At 56.3% G+C, this 15,754-nt stretch carries 14 protein-coding genes and 2 pseudogenes; 1 reads left to right on the top strand and 15 read right to left on the bottom strand.

Annotation, left to right across the window (positions count from 1 at the left end):
- Positions 1-140 precede the first annotated feature (140 nt).
- From NG900_RS00760 to NG900_RS00710, 12 genes and pseudogenes are all read right to left on the bottom strand, one after another.
- Positions 141-1,616: an APC family permease gene (locus NG900_RS00760; protein ID WP_252675728.1), complete on the bottom strand. Its 1,476-nt coding sequence runs from the start codon at positions 1,614-1,616 to the stop codon at positions 141-143.
- A 522-nt stretch (positions 1,617-2,138) separates the two neighbouring features.
- On the bottom strand, positions 2,139-3,218 hold the full coding sequence (locus tag NG900_RS00755) for a tartrate dehydrogenase (RefSeq protein WP_252675726.1): 1,080 nt from the start codon (positions 3,216-3,218) through the stop codon (positions 2,139-2,141).
- Positions 3,219-3,321: 103 nt separating this feature from the next.
- Positions 3,322-4,842, bottom strand: a complete 1,521-nt coding sequence (locus tag NG900_RS00750; RefSeq protein ID WP_252675724.1) for a class I adenylate-forming enzyme family protein — start codon at positions 4,840-4,842, stop codon at positions 3,322-3,324.
- A 29-nt stretch (positions 4,843-4,871) separates the two neighbouring features.
- Positions 4,872-5,366, bottom strand: a complete 495-nt coding sequence (locus NG900_RS00745) for a MaoC/PaaZ C-terminal domain-containing protein (protein ID WP_252675722.1) — start codon at positions 5,364-5,366, stop codon at positions 4,872-4,874.
- 26 nt (positions 5,367-5,392) lie between these two features.
- Positions 5,393-6,211, bottom strand: coding sequence for a polysaccharide deacetylase family protein (locus tag NG900_RS00740; protein ID WP_252675720.1), 819 nt, complete (start codon positions 6,209-6,211; stop codon positions 5,393-5,395).
- Between the two features lie 30 nt (positions 6,212-6,241).
- A complete protein-coding gene (locus NG900_RS00735) occupies positions 6,242-7,033 on the bottom strand; it encodes an SDR family NAD(P)-dependent oxidoreductase (protein WP_252675718.1) in 792 nt (263 codons plus the stop codon).
- Between the two features lie 709 nt (positions 7,034-7,742).
- Positions 7,743-8,148 (bottom strand): annotated as a pseudogene (locus NG900_RS26665) (transposase).
- A gap of 265 nt (positions 8,149-8,413) precedes the next feature.
- Positions 8,414-9,202, bottom strand: coding sequence for an aspartate/glutamate racemase family protein (locus NG900_RS00730; RefSeq protein WP_252675716.1), 789 nt, complete (start codon positions 9,200-9,202; stop codon positions 8,414-8,416).
- 187 nt (positions 9,203-9,389) lie between these two features.
- Positions 9,390-10,334: a substrate-binding periplasmic protein gene (locus NG900_RS00725; protein WP_252675714.1), complete on the bottom strand. Its 945-nt coding sequence runs from the start codon at positions 10,332-10,334 to the stop codon at positions 9,390-9,392.
- Positions 10,331-10,990, bottom strand: coding sequence for an amino acid ABC transporter permease (locus NG900_RS00720; RefSeq protein WP_252675712.1), 660 nt, complete (start codon positions 10,988-10,990; stop codon positions 10,331-10,333). Before NG900_RS00720 ends, NG900_RS00725 begins: the two co-directional genes overlap by 4 nt.
- Entirely contained in the window at positions 10,987-11,604 is a 618-nt protein-coding gene (locus NG900_RS00715; RefSeq protein WP_252675710.1) for an amino acid ABC transporter permease, read from the bottom strand. Before NG900_RS00715 ends, NG900_RS00720 begins: the two co-directional genes overlap by 4 nt.
- Positions 11,605-11,639: 35 nt before the next feature.
- Positions 11,640-12,440, bottom strand: coding sequence for an amino acid ABC transporter ATP-binding protein (locus NG900_RS00710; RefSeq protein WP_289813584.1), 801 nt, complete (start codon positions 12,438-12,440; stop codon positions 11,640-11,642).
- A gap of 328 nt (positions 12,441-12,768) precedes the next feature.
- On the opposite strand from NG900_RS00710, the gene NG900_RS00705 reads away from it, so the two are divergent.
- Positions 12,769-13,200, top strand: coding sequence for a YybH family protein (locus NG900_RS00705; RefSeq protein ID WP_252675708.1), 432 nt, complete (start codon positions 12,769-12,771; stop codon positions 13,198-13,200).
- An 82-nt stretch (positions 13,201-13,282) separates the two neighbouring features.
- Here the strand turns inward: NG900_RS00705 and NG900_RS00700 are convergent.
- From NG900_RS00700 to NG900_RS00690, 3 genes and pseudogenes are all read right to left on the bottom strand, one after another.
- Positions 13,283-13,435, bottom strand: a pseudogene (locus NG900_RS00700) (ketol-acid reductoisomerase); the annotation flags it as partial.
- A 142-nt stretch (positions 13,436-13,577) separates the two neighbouring features.
- Positions 13,578-13,934 (bottom strand): hypothetical protein, encoded by a 357-nt coding sequence (locus NG900_RS00695; RefSeq protein ID WP_252675706.1) that lies wholly within the window; start codon positions 13,932-13,934, stop codon positions 13,578-13,580.
- A gap of 144 nt (positions 13,935-14,078) precedes the next feature.
- The gene (locus NG900_RS00690; protein WP_252675704.1) at positions 14,079-15,671 is read right to left on the bottom strand and encodes a carboxylesterase/lipase family protein; all 1,593 of its coding nucleotides are present in this window, start codon (positions 15,669-15,671) and stop codon (positions 14,079-14,081) included.
- Positions 15,672-15,754: the final 83 nt, after the last annotated feature.

Below are 15,754 nucleotides of genomic sequence, written 5' to 3'. Positions count from 1 at the left end.
CTAATCAGAAGATGGCGACTGCAGATAACAATAGGGGCGCCGCCGGCGAGCGTCATGGATATGATCGACTTATGACGGATTTATTCGGTCAACGCGTTATCCATTTTGAGAATCCGCAGCAATTCCTCATCGTTCATTCCTCAGATTTTCTGGCGACCGATCGCAGCGTACACGTCTGGCTTGGTTACTTTTAGACGTCGCGCGTATAGACACCCAAGGACAAGCGTACCAAAGATGAACGCCAGCAATATTTCCGCTACCCTCACGTTACCCGTGAGTACGTCCATATTGATGGACGCCAAGTAACCAATCAGGGACAACAAAACAAAGCTAATCAACGGCGCAACCTTGGATTTCAGGAAGTTTGCGCCGGTTGGTTTCCGCACGAAGAACATCAATACGGACAGCGAAGTGAGAACCAAAAGAAGAAGAAGAGCGTACCCGCCAACTCCGGTCAGTGCACCATATCCGGCGTATGGCTCCACACCGCTCTTTATCACACAGACTATGATCACCAGCATTAGGGCCGTCACTATCATCGATGCTCGATGCGGTGAACCATGGCGCTCATGCACCGCTGCCCATGCTCGGGGAGCCGTACCATCAATGCCGAGACAGTAGATGTATCGCGACAAAATATTATGCAACGCGAGAAGACACGCGAACACGCTCGAACAAACCAGCACGTTGACAGCCTCCAAACCCGCCTTGCCCAAAAACATACCAATACTATCAATTGCCACAGTTGACGCATCTGCGCCAGCTTTGGCTATCGCGGCCTCTGGTCCGTAACCACAAATCAGGAAATAGGAGGCCGACGCGAACAGGACCGTCAGGAAGATGACTGCACTGTATGTGGCGCGCGGGACGGTCACTTCAGGGTTACGAGCCTCTTCACGAAAAACAGCCGTCGCTTCGAAGCCCGCAAAACTTGTCACACCAAAAAGCAAACTGAGTCCGACGGAACCGGACGTGGCGGCGCTGGGAGTCAGCCAAACAGGCGAGATTCCAGACGGCCCCTTACTGAAAGCGATCGCTATCTCCCAGACAAATACGAGCAGCACCTCAAAAATCAATGCCAACGTGAGAATCTTCGCCGAGAAGGTGATGCGTAGGTATCCAAATACAGAAACGATCGCCCACAGGATCAGCGAATACACCCACCAGACGATCGCCGTGCTATTGAACAGATGTTTAGCCAACGACGTGTAGACCACACCGGCATAAAGGTAGATGCCAACCATCATGAAACCATAAGCGAGCATCGCCATTAGCGCGCTGCCAAATCCGATCGGACGCCCGAGTCCAGCGGTGATATACGCATAGAACGCACCGGCATTGCGCACATACTTCGACATCGTGGTGAAGCCAACTGAGAACAACAACATAAGGCAGCCGGCAACCACAAAGGTCACCGGGGTGCCCAATCCATTCCCCATCGACAACAGGAGTCCAATAAAGCCTGTGACAACCGTCAGCGGCGCGTTATAGGCCAAGACGGTAAACACAATGTCGAACGTTCCCAAGTGCCCGGAAAGCGTAGCGGGTCGCCCGCTACTCAGTTTGCCCTCTGGCTCAGGACTGCCCGCGGCGCCGTCTGCACGGTTACTCAACATTTCCATTCTTCCAACAACTCCTCGATCTGCATTAGTGGCCGCTCGCACGACGTCTCTAGCCACTGGCACGAGGTTCGGTTGGTCCCGCATGTTTATGCTGGAGTGCGTGCCACTCATCGCGGCCCCACATTACTCCGCACATCGCGCCAAGCTCCGTCCGCTAACTTCGTCGCCCCGTCACAATTTATACTTATTGGTTACATTTTCATACCAATAAGTACGTTGACTCTAGTAAGTCAGGCATTCTGATACAACCGGTTTACGCCAGACAGCGAGTTTTCAGCAGTCCTAGCCAGACCATCAAGGCTTTGCGGCGACACCGTAGTTTCCCTATGCCGCCGTCCCCCTACCGTTGCTGTTCTCTCGCTGTCGAAAACGAGCCTTGAGAGCGCGTCTCTCAAGCCGGGGGGCCCAGGGGTGCGCAGAGCCCGCGATGCTTGTCGACAAGGTTTCCACAGCGAAAGTCCCGGGCGCCAATCAGAATGGATGATGCGTTCGTAGCGAGAGGGTGCCCATTCACGCCTACCTTACTCGCGCACTCACATCCACCCCTACCTCTGCCGTGTTTGCTTTCCCACCCAAGTCCGGTGTGCGCGGTCCCTCAGCGATACATTCTTCGATGGCGCGCAAGATTGCGTCGTGCGCTGCACGGTACTTCCCTTCTCCTCGACCCAGAAAATCCAGCATCATTGCGCCTGTCCAGATCATCCCGAGCGGGTTGGCAATATTTTTCCCGTAGATATCCGGTGCTGAGCCGTGCACGGGCTCGAACAGTGATGGGAACGTTCTTTCCGGATTCAGGTTCGCCGACGGTGCGATGCCAATCGTGCCCGCACAGGCTGGGCCAAGATCGGAAAGGATGTCGCCAAACAGATTAGACGCGACGACAACATCGAAGCGCTCTGGCGAGAGAACAAAACGCGCGCAGAGGATATCGATGTGGTACTTGTCCCACTTTACATCTGGATAGGATGCACCAATGGCGGCGACGCGCTCATCCCAGAACGGCATGGAGATCGAAATACCGTTCGACTTCGTTGCAGACGTAAGATGCTTCTTCGGGCGGCTGTTCGCGAGTTCGTATGCAAACTTTACGATCCTGTCGACGCCATGACGCGAAAACACGGCCTCTTGAAGGACGACCTCGCGGTCAGTACCTGCGAAGATATGCCCCCCCACGGAAGAATACTCGCCCTCCGTATTCTCGCGAACGACATAGAAGTCGATATCGCTAGGACTCTTCCCCGCAAGCGGACAAGGTACACCGGGCATAAGGCGTACCGGGCGCAAATTAACGTACTGGTCAAACTCTCGCCGGAATTTGAGGAGCGAACCCCACAATGAAACATGGTCTGGGACGATCTCAGGCCAGCCCACGGCACCGAAGTAGATTGCTTCAAAATTGCGCAGTTGCTCGAACCAGTCGGCCGGCATCATGTCGCCATGTTTGGCGAAGTAATCGCAATTTGCCCAATCAAACGTTTCGAATTCTAGCTGGATATCGTACTTTTCCGCAGCGGCGGTGACAACACGGAGGCCCTCCGGCATCACCTCTTTTCCGATACCGTCACCTGCGAGTACCGCGATCTTGTGCGTCTTCATGGTCGCTACTATCTATCAATCCACTGATCTACGGCCTCACATCGTGAGGCCCAAAATTTCCATCTCTGCCGCCAACTCAAGGCATCGAATCGGCTTGCCGAGATTAGGCATGCGTCGATGCGCGCTCTTCGGTCCAGCGCGCAAGAAGCGCCTTCTTGTCAACTTTCCCAGTGACGCCCAGCGGCAAATCGTCTGACCAGTAAATCTGACTAGGAACTTTGAAATCGGCGAGCCTCACCTTGCAGTATTCGACCAACCCTTCTTTCGAGATATGATGGATGTCACGAGGAACCACATATGCGGCAACAACCTGGCCGAATTTCTCGTCTGGCACGCCAATAACCGACACAGACTTGACGTCTGGATGAGTCGCAATGGTTTCCTCGACTTCCGCAGGCGCGATATTTGCACCACCGCGAATGATGATGTCTTTGATTCGGCCGGTGAGATAGTAGAAGCCGTTCTCATCTCGATAGCCAAGGTCACCGGTTCTCATCAAGCCGCTCTCGAACGTGGCCGCCGTCAGCTCCGGATTTTTGTAGTAGCCAAGCGTCGTCGATGGCGCGCGCACAAGCAGTTCGCCCACCTCGCCGTCCTTCACCTCGCTGCCATCGGCATCAACGATCTTGATGATCACCCCTGGTGCGGCCTTTCCGATCGCGCCATCCGGAACCGGCGAAGGATCATCTGCAAACCGCCCAAAGACGGGTCGAACTTCTGTCAGCCCGTAGTAGTCGTCGATTTTCTTATTGAACTTGACCTCAAAGCGATCGCGAAGCTCACGTGTCAACGGAGCACCAGCCGACACCAATAGGCGCATGAATGACAAGTCGATGTGCATGTCATTCTGCTCGACATATTCCAGCATCATGGCGAACATCGTCGGAACACCATGAAACACGGTGGCCTTGTGGTTTACAAATGCTTCCAGCACTTCTCGTGGGTGAAATCGCCTCATCAGCACGACTTCGGCTCCGGCCTGAAGCGTCATAGAGGACGCGGTCGAAAGGCCGTACAGAAACCCGAGAGGCAACGCAACAACCGTTACGTCGTCCGGAGTCATGCCCCATAGATCGATAAGCGATTGATTTCCAGCTACTTCCGCCACTTGGTCAAACGCAACAGCTTTTGGCTTCCCCGTTGAACCCGATGTGTAGGCAATCTGGAAGATCTCAGTAGAGGCAACGGTGGATTTCTCGCTGCTCTCTATCCCGCCTACGCTCCCTAGGTCTTCAAAAATCGCTTTGCGGACAGTAGGCACTTGTGCTGCGGCGGCCTCTGCCGCCATTCGCATCTTCTCGTCGTGCAACAGGAGCGTTACGCTCGCATGATCGAGGATGTAAGCAACCTCGGGAGCCGTCAAACTCGGGTTGATCGAAATAAATGTCCCACCGATCCTGCTCATTGCATAGTAGAGCAGGATCACTTCAATCCGATTCTCGCAAAGCGATGCGACGGTGCTGTTAGACCCGATCCCAATATCCTTAAGGCGGTTAGCAAGCTCATCGACCTGCTCCAAAAGCTGCCCGTACGTCAATACTGAATCGCCGCTACGAAGAGCGACGTGCTGACGATTGTTCAGGGCGTAGGCTTCGATGTCCGCCGTTAGCATGTTGTTGTTCATGGTCTGCACACCACAAAATTCGTCGTTTATCAAGAATCGAGACCGGGCTTGCGCTTCATCATGACCTTCCACTCACCCTCTTGAACGACTTCTCCACGTTGATTCTCAACCGCAACGTGGAAATACACGATACCGGCGCTGGCCTTTTTCGTCTCGCGTTTCGAGGTCACTCGCTCACGCACGTGCAGCGTGTCGCCAGCCTTCACGGGGCCTCGCATATCCCACGTCATGCCCAGGAAGGCAATGGCGGTACCCTCTTTGAGGCCAAGGCGAAACTCAAGCCCGGTTGCAATTGCGAACACAGCGGGGCCATGCAAGAGACGTGCGCCAAAGATGCTGTTCTTCGCGAACTCCTCGTCCGTGTGGACCGGATTTTGGTCACCGGTAACAGCGGTGAACAGCACGATATCGGCCTCGGCGATCGTACGGCGGGGAGTCACCCACTCCGTGCCGACTTCCAGCTCTTCGTAGTACTTTGCATTGGGGCCGATCTGATCAACGACCTGAATTTCCACTGTCGACATATTTATTTCCTTAACCTTATATTTTGTTAACCAATTTCTTCAGATTGGAACGCTGCCTTAAATTTCTTTGCAGCTTCTTCCATCGTTAAAAACTCTACCCCATCCCGAGCGCGCATCTGTTCTATCAAGCGCTCAAGCATGGCCACTCTCGGACCCCGTCCAATAATTTCGGGGTGACATGTCAAAGTAAAAACCCCGTTTTCCGCATATGCCGTGTCAAACTCCCCTTTCCACGAACCGAACACATCTTCTGTCGAACGCAAACCCGCGTTGTATGGGCGCGCAGACCAATGGAAGTAAGGGTAATCATCGAGCTCCCATGCGACCGGAAATTCGACGACCGAACTGTTGACGCCGAACGTGATCTTGTCGTCCGTCATCTTGTCGCCCGTCCTAGCGAAATACGGTTGAAAGTCATTGGCCATCATGCTGCTGTCGTACTGAAGGCCCGCCTCTTCGAGAAGCGCGATACTGTTGTCGCTAAGGTCCCAAGCGGGCGAACGATACCCGCGGGGCCGCTTGCCCGTCACTGCCTCAAGTTCGTCGAGGCTGCGAAACAAGAGATCACGCTCCTCTTCTATCGGAAGACCTACCGGGCTCTCGTGGAGTAGACCATGCGCAGCCACCTCGTGCCCCGCGCTTGTAATTGCTTCAAGCGAGGCTGGAAAATTGCGCGCGGTATGTGCAGGAGTAAAAAACGTTGCTTTCACGCCCTGACGCGCGAGCATTGCCAAGATGCGTGGAATACCTGCGCGGACGCCGTATTCGCCCCGAGAAAGTGCCGTGGGAGTTGTCTGCTTGAACGTGCTAAACCAAATTGCTAGCGCGTCGAAGTCGAAGGTCAAACATACAGTTGTCATTGTTCAATAACCTTGTCAAAACGCAGTCCAAGCGCCGTCAATTGCAATCGCTTGCCCTGAGACATAGCTCGCCGCGTCGGATGCGAGAAATGCTGCAACCTCCGCTACCTCCTGAGGAGAACCGCGACGTTTCGCAGGAACAACTACCTTGAACGCGTCGGGGCTATCGCCTACACCGCGGTTCATGTCTGGGGCCACGTCCCCAAGATTTATCGCGGAGGTTTCACGCAGGCTCGTCTGAATCACACCGGGGCAGATTGCATTGACGGTGATGCCATATTGGCTGTGGGTACATGCAACCTGCTTGGTCAAACCAATGACCCCCCACTTGGACGCTGTATAGGAGCAGCCGTCTGCAGAGCCACGAAGGCCCCCAACCGAGGACGTGTTGATAATTCGGCCCGATCGCTGCGGAACCATTCGTTTGAGCGCTGCGCGCGTCCCCAAGTACACACCCCTGAGGTTGATCTCAATAACTCGATCCCACAGGGCGGGCGACGTCTCGAGACAATCCGCAAAACCGTCATAGACGCCTGCGTTGTTCACCATGATGTCGAGCTTGCCATAGCGATCAACTGCGGCACGAACTAGCGACTCAACCTGCTCTTCGATGCTGACATCGGTCTTGACGAATACCGCTTCACAGCCAGCAGTCCGAATTGTCTCTGCAGCCTCGTTGCCCTTGTCTTCGATGATCCCCCCGATGACCGTCTGGGCCCCCGACATTGCCAGGGTGCGAGCGATTGCGAGCCCAATACCCGTTTCACCGCCCGTGACCACTGCCACGCGACCGTTGAGATCAACCATAACGTTCTCCGCAGGAGCGACAGCTTGCGCGTCAGATCACAAGACGCCGTCTCGCCAATGTGTTCATGTACTCTACAATAAAAAAATTAGACCATCAAGTCAAAAATAAAGCGCGACTAGGATATGCCGCGATGGACGTCAGCATGTCGAGGAGAGGCGCGGTCGGGGGGCGAGACGCTACTTGATTTGGAGCGCGCCTCTGAATGGGGGTGCGCGATATCACGACTCACCACCACAACTCGCACCAAGGTGGATCCGGAAAAGCGGGCACAATGCTCGCGACTTTGGATGCGGCATCACTCGATGCCATCCTCAGGAGCAAGGGAACGCCGCGGCGCGCATACGTTCAGCACGCACGGTCCAAATTAGGAATGGTGTCAGGTAACTCAGCGTGCGTAAGCGTGGCGTGATGGCCGCCTTGCTTTAGCATGCGATCTTCTGACACGATGATCGACTGCATGCCGCTTGAGCCAGGCTCAGGCATACCACGCCACCATCGGCACGTGGCCGCACGAACCGGCCACGCTCAAGCCGCCTCATCAACACGCACTTTGACCAGATCGCCGCGCTTGCCTCGCAATACGAACACGTGGCCACTAAACGGATCGCACCAATACAGGCCGGCCCTTGGTGGCCAGACTGCTGCAGCCCGAGCGCATGTCGGTCACGCCGGCGGCCAGCCAGATCTTCGTCCGACTGGGTAAGCAAATCATATCGCCGATCCCGACGTACTGCGCAGCATGCGCAGTACCAACAGTAACGTGGCTTTGTCGGGTAAGCCTCCAATGCGCACGCGGGTTTTGCCCACGCTAATCTCAGTGGCGCCTGCTGGAGTTCCGGTGGCAGCTGGTGACGGTGCCGGCTGCTGCATCTCTTGCACCGGGGCCTCCGTTGTCACAGGCAGCAAACCGACCGGACCATATTCACCAGCACGAAGTGCTCGGCACGAGTTGAAGACAGGTTCGGGGGCACCCGTGCTCCATGGCCAGACGCGCCACCGATACGCCTGGCTCGCACGCCAGCTTCGCCAGTTGTCGTCCTAACTCAATGGGGTGATTCGGGATGCCTCTGCGTGAACGTCTCTTCGGCGCTTCTGTCGCCACTTTGGTCCCCACTACTTTCTGGTGGAAATCACTCTGGTAACTTCTTTTCACGTCGTCGACACGGCGCTGGGGACACGCTTACGAACAAGGAGGATTGGGTCACCGTTGTTCTGAATGGGTCGGTTCTCGATAACGACGCATTTGAAGTGATTGCCGATAGCTTCGAATTGACCAAGAACGGGTAAGCCAGTCTACCCTCAGCCACGGCGGAAAGCGGGGCGGGGCCGCTTGCTGACGCAGTGCCGAGCAAGCAGCCGATCGGAAGGGACGATCGTTGTCAAACTTCACCTTGTCCACGGTGCGCGAACCGTTTTCGCACCGCTGCGTACTCGATGGGATTATGTTGCTGGAGCTGCTGGTAGTAGCCACGGCGACTGATCTGATAGATGCCTTGGCGCTTGAGATCGGCAAGCGACTCAGCCATCTTTAGCGCGCAAGTATTCGGATTCAGTACCGCGCGATTGCGTTCCTCGCCAGTTTGCAAGATCAATTTTTCATAGCTTGCAGAGATGATCGTGCAGCCGAGGATGGCTGCCTCGGCACCTTTGTTCATCATCGCAGCCACTGCTGCATTCATCGCATCCCTCGCAACGCCGTCGGTATCTTTGATCATTTCAGTGACAAACCAGTTGATACACGAAACGTCGAGACAATTCGCCTGCTGGCCATACAGCCGCACAAGGTCACGGAGGTATGGCACGGCTTTGTGGTGGTCGGTGACGACGACGTAATCGTGGCCAAAGTACGGTGCGAAATACATCGCTGCTTCAAGCGGTCCAATGACCGGTATGTCCACGAGCTCACGGGCAACCCTTACCCCCGGGTCATAGCAACACCCGACAATGACAGCGTCGAATCGCTCCCGCTCCGCCTTGATCACCTCTTCGAATATTGCTTCTTCGATTAGATGCTTGTTGTAGTAGTAGTCAATGTTTTCGGGGCAATTGCTCGTATTCGCGACGACAAGCTCCGTCCCATCTCGCAAATATGGTGCCATCGTCTCTCTGATCAAACCGTTGTATTGATCGGTACCGAACGGGTTGATGAATTTGATCGCAACAGTCATCTCACCTCTCATTGCCGTTGAAAATCGGTACTCGCTTCGGTGCTGGTGCCAGGCGTGCGGCATGGTGGCAGCCCTCGGTGAACCCAAGATGTGACAGACGGGGCATCTGGCCAAACAGCCGGGTGGACTTCGCCGCCTGGCCCACTGGGCGCGCCGCGGCCTGTCGGACCATGCTCCCCACTCTCGTTCAATTGATTAGACGCGCTGGCCCAACGTCGGCGCTGCGCGCATCCAGCCCGTACGATTTAAGAATTTGAGCGATCGCACCAGACTTGCGCAGCGTAGCGATGTCCGCATTGAGAGCCTCCCCGAGCTGAACGCTGCTCTTCGAATGCAGAAATACGATCTGTGCTGGCTCGACAGATGCACGAATTTTCGGATCAGGCTCGGCGACCTTGATCTTGATACCGGGATACCCGCCCTTCTTCTGCGCGTGTAGCCCAGCACCTGGGCTATCCACCCCGGAATCCACACGCCCCGTCGCAAGATCTTGTTCGAGTGCCACTGGTGTCGGGTAAAGCCTTAGATCGTCGCCGTACATCGTCTGCAGGTCGCCGACCCAGTTGTAGCCTTGGACCGTTCCAACTGTCCTACCCTTCAGTTGAGAGAATTTCGTCAAACCATCTTTGGAAAAGATGCCTGGCTGATCGAGATACACCGGAGCGGTGAGACCGAGGACCTTCGCCCGCTCCGCGGTGGCATACCAGTTTCCGGCGCTCATGTCGGCTTTACCGGTCGTGACGTACTGGATCTCCGCCGCCGTATCAACCTGCAAAGCATGGATCTTCAAGCATTCCATGTCGCCGATCCGCTTGAGGATGTCGCCCTCGACGCCGGACATGGAGCCGTCTTTACCTGGAATGTTGTACGGCGGAAGCATCATCGTCGATACCGTCAACGTACCGGGAACCAGTGTCTTCATTTCGTGTGCGGGTTTGCAGTCCGCATATGCGTCATTGCAGATGCCGGTCACACCCAGTGCTATCGCAGCGGTACCACAGAGAATGTTTTGTGCAAGCTTCATCTGACTATCTCCCGTCGAGCGAGTTGTGAAGAAATGAATGATCGTTTCGAGGTGCCTTGTGTTGAGCCCCATACCGGCTCCGTGTAACTTCGCGCCGGTATTGCTCACGCCTCGTGCCTTGAAAGCTTCCGTTCCAACGATGACACCAACAACGTCGACGGTACGCAGATGGAGGCATACAGCAATGCCGTCAACGTGAGGACCGGCATATACAGGAACGTCCTAGTGCCGATTTGATTGGCCCGCGTCACCAGTTCGGGAAGCGCTATCGTGAAGCACAGCGAAGTCGCCTGCAGCATGACCAAGGCGAAGCCCAGCAGGGGCGGCAAGGAAACACGGAAAGCCTGTGGCAATACGATCAATCGCAGCGTGTCAATCTCTTTCAGTCCGATCGTGTAGGCGGCCTCGCGTTGCCCGTGGGGGACCGAAAGTAGGCCCGCGCGTATGATTTCACTGGTGTATGCGGCCGTACACCACGCCAGAGCCAATACCGACGATACGAACGATGACAGCGTGATGTGCAGCGTCGGCAGCCCAAAGTAGAAGAACTGCAGCAGAATGAGCGCGGGAGCGCCCCGCCCGAGCTCCACGAGAACCACCGTAACATGACGAACGGCATTGCCGGTCGCACCCACGCCCAGCGCAAAAACCAAGCCCAGCGGTATGCCAATCGCCATGCAGGAAGCGGTCACCTTCATGCTTGTCAGCAATCCAGACAAAAGACTGGGCAACCATTGCGCCCACAAGCTGACGAGTGCGTTCACCGCGAAATCCTTTCTCTGAGTCGCCGATCGAGTCTTCGAGTGAGATACGCAATAACCACACTGATTAGGAAATACACGAGCCCGTAGATTACGTAGATCTCGATGCCGCGAAACGTTTCTTGCGATACCCGATATGCCGAGAACGCCAGGTCATGCACGCCGATAGTCGATGCAACAGCCGTATCCTTCAATAGGCCGATGACGTAACTCGCCAGAGTGGGGAGCACAAGCCGAAATATCTGCGGAATAAATACATCGCTGTATTGCCAGTGCGCCGGCAGCCCGAGCGCCCGCACCGCTTCGAACTGACCGATAGGCACCGCTTTGATGGCCCCCCGATAGATCTCAGCGACATTCGCCGCCGTGATGAGCCCGAGTCCAATGACTGCTGAAGCAAACGGGCTAAGCGAAACGAGATCGCTTCCGAGCCCAAAGAATATGATGAAGAGCCAAACGATCGGCGGGATCGATCTGAAAGTTAGGATGAGCGCCACAGCGCCGTGTCTGACCAGTGGATTGCGGGCGATGCGAAGCCTGCATAGCGGTATCGCCAGTAACGCACCGATCACGAACGACGTGACTGTAAGCGCGATCGTCCACGGCAGCGCTGCCATGATCTCTCCGAAGATCTGCACGACTAGAGCTGACATCATCGATCCCTTACGGCCGACAAGAAGCGCTGGACGCGCTCCGTCTTTGGGTTCGCCATGACGTCCGCGCTGGGCCCCTCCTCCAAAACGACCCCATCAGCCATCACGACCATACGATCGGACACGCTCTCTGCAAATCGCATTTCATGTGTCACGACCATCATGGTCATACCGTCGTCGGCCAGTTCCCGCATCACCGCAAGTACCTCCAGACCTACCTCGGGGTCCAGCGCCGATGTCGGCTCATCGAACAGCATGATTTTCGGTTCTAGGGCTATTGCGCGCGCGATTGCAATCCGTTGTTGCTGCCCGCCCGAGCACCGAGCCGGGTATTGGCCAGCTTTGTTGGCCAACCCCACCCGAGTAAGCAACTCGATTGATCGATCGTTTGCCTCTTCGTTGGAACGACCGAGCACTCGACGTTGCGCGAGACTCACGTTCTCGAGGACGGTCATATGTGGGAAGAGATTGAACGACTGAAAGACCATCCCCAATGACCTGCGAAAGTGCGTGAGCTTTGCGGTGTTCGGGGGAGTGCTGGCCACAATTTGCACGCCGTCGACCGTCACCGACCCAGACGTAGGCGGTTCGAGCTGGTTGATACATCGCAACAGCGTGCTCTTCCCCGAGCCACTCGGGCCGATGATTGCGACGACTTCCCCAGCGGCAATCTCAAGACTGATGTCATGCAGGACGCGATGATCGCCATATACCTTCCCGACGCGATCGAGCTTGACCAGATGTGATTTCGTGCTCGCTGTGGTTTGGCGAGCGGCTGCGGGCTCTGAGAGATCACTCATTGCAGACCTTTCCGTCATTCCATTTGCGATGGCCGTCGTGCCAGCATCAGAGGGGCCAACAGGCCTGGCCGTGAACAAAAAGTGTGCGCACTAGCGTAGATCGCCGTATCTTGCGATCCGACCACTAAGGATTAAAATTAGACTGTATAGTCAGTATGCGCTCGATAGCACTGCGCGTCAAAATTGTTTATCAGTGCCGTCGAGGAAACGACGAGTAGCCGCTCAACACTGGGGGGCGACGGCTTACTGACGTCGGAGGCCCGGCACACATCGATGTCGATGCCTGCCGGCCGAAACCTTTTTCGCGGAAGCAATAATAGGAGCCCACATGACAGTAGACGTGAAACAGATCGGCGACACACTCATGACGCTGGAACGCTCGCTCAATGAGCGATGGAGTTCTGGCGACAGTAGCGGCTATCTTGAGAACTACCATGAGGACATCAGCTATTTCGACCCCGTGACAGAAACGTTGCTTGTCGGTCGCTCCACGGTCGTGGCACACATTTCGAAGATCTACAGCAACCCGCACATCGTGCGGAGCGAGTATCTCAACCCGCACGTGATCGTCAGTGATGCTGGTGACCTAGCGGTGCTGAGCTACAACCTCAACACCTTCGTTGCAGACGAGTCGGGCGGTGAGAAGTTGCTGAGAGCATGGAATTCGACTGAGATATACCGCCTGATCAATAAGAAATGGCGAATCGTTCATTCGAACTGGGCGCTGACGAAGTCTTTCGCCTGCGCCGTCGCATCCTGAGTCGCAGATCAATGCCGACCGCCGTGACATCCAGAGCGGCGGCGCGGCACTGATTCGTTGCTATGGTGTCGACCACGCGCTCTCAGTTCCGACTTTTGCCGACCAATTTGTTGGCCTCGATCCCAGGCATCATCGCGCGCAGCTGTTCTCCCACCGTCTCGACCTGGTGCTCTACGTTCAAGCGACGGCGGCTGATCAACATGAGGGCGCCGCCAGCGGATTCCAGAAAGAACGTCAAGTCGAAGCCCTCTTCTGTCGCGTACCCGCGAATCGATGCTTCGTAGTCGGTCCTGAACAATCCACAGAGCCTTAAAGCACAAGGCTTTGCAGCGGAAGTCGTGTTGTCGAAATTGCAGGAGACGTGCAGATTGGTGCAGTCATCCTGCGAATTCCGACGAGATTTGGACGGGCCCGAAGACATCTGTAGCGGCCAGCAGCGAGTTGTTCCGGCAACCGTTGGGCGAGCAGACCAATCTGGAGCATCCGTTGGTGCGCTTGACCAACCTGATCGATTGGCAACGACTGAGCGCGGTGGCGGCGTGATATCCGGCAGCGCAAGATGCAAATTGTTCGGGGCCGACTTCGTATTCGCCGAGTTTCATGGATCCGAAGATCTCGATCGCTACGAACCCGCGCTTGTCCATTCCTGCGCCATGCACCACGAGACCGGTCCCTATCGGCTTGCCCGTGTTCTCTCTCTTGCCGAATTCGCGATGTACGGTCCACTCGATCACCCCGAGTTAGGTGGGAGCGCTTCGTCAACGCCGAGTGCGGCGTTGACAAGGGTGGCGGCTTGAGGCTCATGCTCGCCTGCCAAGGACCAAAGCAGGTCCCTGGTCAAACAAGCCTTGTTGCGAGTGGAGAATGCCGAGGCCCGCTCACAAGCCCAGCAAGAGATCTCGAACTTCTCGTTGAGGATCATCGACGGTCTTCGACTCCGGGCCGAAGACCGCGGTCGTGCGCGAAGAGGAATCGTAGGTCGGCCAAGGCAAATCCTTCGTCGAAGGATTTCCGCTTCGAGCAAAGTTTACCCACGCGTCGAACATAAGGCGGCCGACAACGGCTCGCTTGTTGTCAGGATCGGCCGCAGCGCGCAGCGCATCGGTATCCTCTCCGTCCCACGCCGTACCGTATTCGCCGAGGGCAAAGATGAAGGGCAATTCCACCCCATGGACGGCCCATTTCCCCCGGAAGCACGGCGTCTTCCACGCGCATTCATACATGTAGACCGGCGCCCCCTGACGTGCAATGAGGAGCTCCGACTGAATGGTGGCGCCCTTCCGAAAGCTGACATCGGATGCGACCCGCACAGCCATCTCCGGGTCGGAAAGATGGGGCATCAATTCGCGATACTTTCGGACCAGGGGAACCAGTTGTTCGACACTGAAGTTCCATTGCAATTGACTTTTCGCGCACAGTCTTGCGATGTCCACATCCGCTTTCAATGGACCATACATGTCGAGTCCAACGTACGTCGCCCCCTCGTCGGAGTTCACGCCGATTAGAAACGGAATGTCGCGCGCGAAATCGGGAGCCTGGTCGCGCCAGACCATTTCAGGCATAACTCGCCCGTCCACCGTGGGGCCAAACGCGAGGTACGGCGTGTAGTTGGTGTTGGTTTCCTCGGCAACTTTGTCGAAGCACCGAACAAGTGTGTCGGTCGGCACGGCCTGCAGCGCTCGGATATCGCCTCGTTTTAGTTGCAGGGTATCGAAAACGGCATCGGTCAGCATCGACGCTTCACGAGCGGTTCGGATTTTCATTATCGAGCCGCTCTGAAGGATGGCCTTGTGGAACAGACCTCGCGCAGCGGGCATACCGCAGAGCATGGTGATCTTGCCGCCCCCCCCCGATTGACCGAACACGGTGACGTTGCTCGCGTCACCGCCGAAGCGCTCGATGTTGGCTTGCACCCACTTGAGCGCCTCGATGATGTCAAGATGGCCTGCATTGCCCGACGTTCCGAAGTGTTCGTCGTCGCCCAGGTAGGTATAGCCGAACCCGTGCAGACGATGATTAACCGCCACCGTAATAACGTTGCCACCCTTGGCAAGATTGCCGCAATTGAACGCAGGCGCATAGCCTGAGCCGAACGAATAGCCACCGCCATGGAGCCACACCATGACCGGCAATTGTGATGACGCAGTGGTACTCGCCGGGCAAAAGACGTCCAACGTCAGGCAATCTTCGCTCGCCGGGCCGGGATTGAGCCAAACCGGAAAGTCGGGGTTGGTTTGCACACAGTGATCGCCGAGCACGAGTGCATCGCGGATGCCGGTCCAGGGCGTGACGGGCTGCGGCGGCATGAAACGATTCGCTCCCGCAGTGTTGGCGCCGTATCGAACGCCTAGAAAGGATGCCAGCCCCTCGCTCACGCGGCCGCGCAGTTTGCCGTACTGCGTCTCGACGACCCTAAACGAGTCCTCGGCGTGCCCACCATATTTTTTGTCTTGCTCAACTGCAATGTTCACGATCTCGATTCCTTAAATGAATATCAGTCATTGGACCGGCGCGCGGGCGCACGCCCGATCGCTAACGTTCGACGACGCGACCA

The organism is Ralstonia soli (assembly GCF_023955655.1).
Classification (GTDB): domain Bacteria; phylum Pseudomonadota; class Gammaproteobacteria; order Burkholderiales; family Burkholderiaceae; genus Ralstonia; species Ralstonia soli.
Note: the sequence above shows the minus strand (reverse complement) of the source record. Positions and strands in the feature narration are given on the sequence as shown.

Excerpts from the sequence above, each read along its gene's own strand:
- NG900_RS00755 (WP_252675726.1), bottom strand. The coding sequence starts at position 3,218 with ATGAAGACGCACAAGATCGCGGTACTCGCAGGTGACGGTATCGGAAAA.
- NG900_RS00705 (WP_252675708.1), top strand. The coding sequence starts at position 12,769 with ATGACAGTAGACGTGAAACAGATCGGCGACACACTCATGACGCTGGAA.
- NG900_RS00710 (WP_289813584.1), bottom strand. The coding sequence starts at position 12,440 with ATGAGTGATCTCTCAGAGCCCGCAGCCGCTCGCCAAACCACAGCGAGC.
- NG900_RS00715 (WP_252675710.1), bottom strand. The coding sequence starts at position 11,604 with ATGGCAGCGCTGCCGTGGACGATCGCGCTTACAGTCACGTCGTTCGTG.
- NG900_RS00750 (WP_252675724.1), bottom strand. The coding sequence starts at position 4,842 with ATGAACAACAACATGCTAACGGCGGACATCGAAGCCTACGCCCTGAAC.
- NG900_RS00760 (WP_252675728.1), bottom strand. The coding sequence starts at position 1,616 with ATGTTGAGTAACCGTGCAGACGGCGCCGCGGGCAGTCCTGAGCCAGAG.
- NG900_RS00730 (WP_252675716.1), bottom strand. The coding sequence starts at position 9,202 with ATGACTGTTGCGATCAAATTCATCAACCCGTTCGGTACCGATCAATAC.
- NG900_RS00735 (WP_252675718.1), bottom strand. The coding sequence starts at position 7,033 with ATGGTTGATCTCAACGGTCGCGTGGCAGTGGTCACGGGCGGTGAAACG.
- NG900_RS00745 (WP_252675722.1), bottom strand. The coding sequence starts at position 5,366 with ATGTCGACAGTGGAAATTCAGGTCGTTGATCAGATCGGCCCCAATGCA.